Raw genomic sequence first — 3,525 nt, 5'->3', positions numbered from 1 at the left:
CTTGGCTGCGGCAGATGGGGGTTGCTTGTTTTAACGGACACGTCGGCACTGCTGACGTGCAGGACCGTTGAGATATCTTCCAACGGCGCGAATCAATACTTGGCACCAACCGCAACCTATCTTTGAATGCCCCATCCGGGACCCGATAAAACGCGTCAGCCGCACCGGCGTCGTTCAGGTGATTTGGTGCAGCTACAGTGGCGATAACGGATATGGCAGACGAAGAGACAGCAATGACGACGATGAGCATAGAATCAAAAACGGCAAAACGATGGGGTGATCGTATCGGCCCCAAGGCCACACATCTGTTGGCATTGCGTGTGAGGGCGACTTACATTGCCCTCGGATGTGTCGTCGTCGTACTAAGCATTAATGCCATTCCACGGCTCTGGTGGACGGCCGTGCCCCCATGGCTCAATATCGCAACCACCGTAGTAGCTGTCCTCCTCATCCTTGGTGGCATGGCAGTCCCGAGGATGCTAATGAATCGGTGGAAGGAACAAGCTTGCGTCGACGCGCTGAACTATCTGCGTGCCACCAGCCACCCCGGATTGATGCATCTGCCCTACGCAACGATGCAAAGTCCCCAGGCCTTCGATAAGTACCTCGCGTCACTCCCAAAGACCTGAGAACCTGTCCCGTAGGCCAGGCCCATTTAAGGAACGTCCTGCGGGACGCGGGATGAACAAATGAGTGAGGGGCACAATAAACTGGCTCATCGTGCGGGACTCGGCGATGGATAGGAGTCCTGCTCTTCAAGGGGACGTGCCCGTCCCAGAGGGTAGTCTCGCAGTATGTCCATCACGGAATCGCCGTCTGATCTAGTTCCCGTGCCGTCCGTCATCGTGGCCGTCGTGACTGACCTGGTCACTGGCCCTTGGCCTGCGGGAGAGGACGAACGCGAAAGCCTCTTTAAGCGGCTTGGCTTCAAATCCGGGGCCCGAGTTGAGCTGGGACGAGACGCGTCGGGATCTGAAATGTTCGAGCTTTCGACTGAACTGCCTGGTCAACTTTCGGCGAATTGGCAGGCGTACCATGGCAAGTTCATGGGCGTATTCTTCAATCCATACTCATTCATTGAGCCCGATGTCCCAGCCGCCCACCGCGGCCACGATGAGATCTGGCACAAACTCAAGGGACTTTACGGTCAACCCACCCGTCCCTGGAACAACGAAGAGGTCCCGCCCAGCATTTGGAAAGTCAACGGGCGCGATATTGTCATGCATTACTTCAACACGCTCCACAGCGGCATGCTGCTCAGTATCACCGACACGGCACTATCGGAGGCTGCCGAAGCCGAAGCTCAGAATGACTGGGCGAAGCGTTCAGGAGAAACTAATGAACCTGCGTAACGGACAGGGCTAGGTTTTACTGAACACGCCATTCCAAAGTTCAGCAAGGACAACTCACAGTTCTGGCTCCCCGGCAAGCAATGAGGACCCGGGCAGATCCACGGTGCGAGCTGGAGGAACTCGCCACCCCGTTTGTGGAACCTCCTGCGGGGGGAAAAGCCCATGCTGGCCAGTTACTCGGTAGCATCAGATTAAGCAGTGGCCAGGAGGGTGGGGAAATGTTTGAGCGCTTTACCGATCGAGCTCGGCGTGTTCTTGTGCTGGCCCAGGAAGAGGCCCGCATGCTCAACCACGATCACTTCGGTACGGAGCACATCCTGGTTGGTCTCATCCGTGAAGGCGGTGGCGTTGCCGCGAAGGCCCTTGAATCCTCCAATATCTACCTCGACGACGTCCGAGAACAGGTGCTGGCGACCGTTGGGGTTGGGGAGGGACAGCTGACCACCAATGGGAGCGTCCCGTTCACTTCCCATGCCAAGTCAGTGCTGGAGCTCTCACTTAGCGAAGCGATGATGCTCGGTCACAACTACATCGACACCGAGCACATCCTGTTGGGCCTGATCCGTGGCGGTGAAGGTGTAGCTGTGCAAGTGTTGGTCCAGCTTGGGGCCGAGCCCAATATAGTCCGCCAACAGGTGATTCGGATACTCGCTGGCCACCAGGGCGACGGCGCTCGTGATGAGGGCTGGCCGAATGCCCAACCGATAGCGGAAAGAAAGCCTCACACTGGCCAGCTGCTGGGTGGCATCAGAGTAGGCAGTAGCAAGGAGCCCAGCGGAATATTTGCGCCATTTGATAATCGAGCCCGACGCGTTGTTGTGCTGGCCCAAGAAGAGGCCCGCATGCTCAACCACAATTACATCGACACGGAGCACATTCTGCTTGGCCTCATCCACGAGGGTGATGGTGTTGCCGCCGAAGCACTGTGGTCCTTGAATATCTCGCTTGAGGGTGTCCGGGAGCAGGTGCAGGAGATCATTGGGCAGGGCCGGCAGGCACCTGCCGGTTACATCCCGTTCACTCCGGCCGCCCAGAAGGTGCTGGAGCTCTCGCTGCGCGAGGCCCTGCAGTTGGGCCACAACTACATCGGCACGGAGCACGTCCTCCTAGGACTGATCCGCGAAGGCGAAGGTGTGGCCGCGCAAGTGCTAGTGAAGCTCGGAGCCGACCTGGGCCGCGTGCGCCAGCAGGTTATCCAATTACTCGCCGGCCACCAAGGCGATGGCGCCGACGACGACTGATCGGATAACTTAGGGGCATTCTCGGCGTTCAGGTTCGGAGCGCGGCCCGCTCCAATATTTACCTACGGGGATTCCGGTTGTATCCATGACCTGTCGAAACGGCGATGAGCCCGAGCGCCAGCCTGAACACTCGACTGCCCAGGACCATCCCGCCGGGGACCGGTCTACGCGGCCTAACGCCGGTTTTCCGCGCCACAGGGCCCGCAAGGGTGTCCCAAATAGAGAACGGCAAACCGTCCCCTAAGCCGGTCCACCACCGGAGCGTCTGCAGACAACTTCGGAAGTCTTCCCAAACTACTTGTTTCCGCGGGCGTCAGATTCGCGGTTACCCCGCCCGACTTAGTGCCCGGTGAGCGTGCCCTAACTGCAACACCTAGAGCATCAGAACTTCAGGGCAACGAAGCGTGTCGTCGACCGGCCAGCGGCAGCGGAGTCGAGTACGTACTTCGACCGCCTGAGCGGCCCCGCAATCGTCCGGGATAATGCCGCCAATGACTGTCTTGGAGCGAAAAAGGGGAGCTAGTCCATTTGAAAAGGGGGAGTGAAGTCGGCAGAAGATTTTGCTGAAAAGGGGGAGTTGGGCTGTTTTTTGGCCTTGAATGCCTCTGACCGGCGGAACATAACCGCAGGTCAGAGGCCATTTTGTGCCCCGGGTCGGAATCGAACCGACGGCCAAGAGAATCTAGCCCCCTGGGTTCTGATGGGTGCGGTTGCTCGCCAAAATCCGCGTGTTTCCGGGGTGCTTCGTTGTTTCCGAAGGCCATGGCATGTCGTTCATTGCCGTAGTTTTTGGTTGAAAAGGGGAAGTAAAAGGGGAGTACTTCTCCGTGAGCCGGTGGCAGTGTCCAAAATCGGGTTCAATATCATGGCGGTGTGGGCCACGTGTGTGGTGCCTGATCTCGTGGAAATTGCTGTCCATGGTGACCATTTTA

At 58.2% G+C, this 3,525-nt stretch carries 2 protein-coding genes and 2 pseudogenes; 3 read left to right on the top strand and 1 reads right to left on the bottom strand.

From position 1 onward, the window contains the following. Nucleotides 1–794: 794 nt before the first annotated feature. The 3 genes and pseudogenes from MMF96_RS19225 to MMF96_RS19215 all read left to right on the top strand — a co-directional run. Entirely contained in the window at nucleotides 795–1,352 is a 558-nt protein-coding gene (locus MMF96_RS19225; RefSeq protein WP_256884455.1) for a hypothetical protein, read from the top strand. A gap of 218 nt (nucleotides 1,353–1,570) precedes the next feature. After that, nucleotides 1,571–2,047 (top strand): annotated as a pseudogene (locus MMF96_RS19220) (Clp protease N-terminal domain-containing protein); the annotation flags it as partial. A gap of 84 nt (nucleotides 2,048–2,131) precedes the next feature. Then, nucleotides 2,132–2,572 (top strand): annotated as a pseudogene (locus MMF96_RS19215) (Clp protease N-terminal domain-containing protein); the annotation flags it as partial. Nucleotides 2,573–3,275: 703 nt separating this feature from the next. Here MMF96_RS19215 and MMF96_RS19210 read toward each other — a convergent pair. Beyond that, nucleotides 3,276–3,525, bottom strand: a 250-nt coding sequence (locus tag MMF96_RS19210; RefSeq protein ID WP_256884454.1) for a hypothetical protein, incomplete at its 5' end; no start/stop codon positions are given.

It is taken from the genome of Arthrobacter sp. STN4 (assembly GCF_024539665.1).
Taxonomy (GTDB): Bacteria; Actinomycetota; Actinomycetes; order Actinomycetales; family Micrococcaceae; genus Specibacter.
This window is presented reverse-complemented; position numbering and strand designations above follow the sequence as displayed.

Bases quoted from the DNA above. Each gene is read 5' to 3' on its own strand.
- MMF96_RS19225 (WP_256884455.1), top strand. From the start codon at position 795: ATGTCCATCACGGAATCGCCGTCTGATCTAGTTCCCGTGCCGTCCGTC.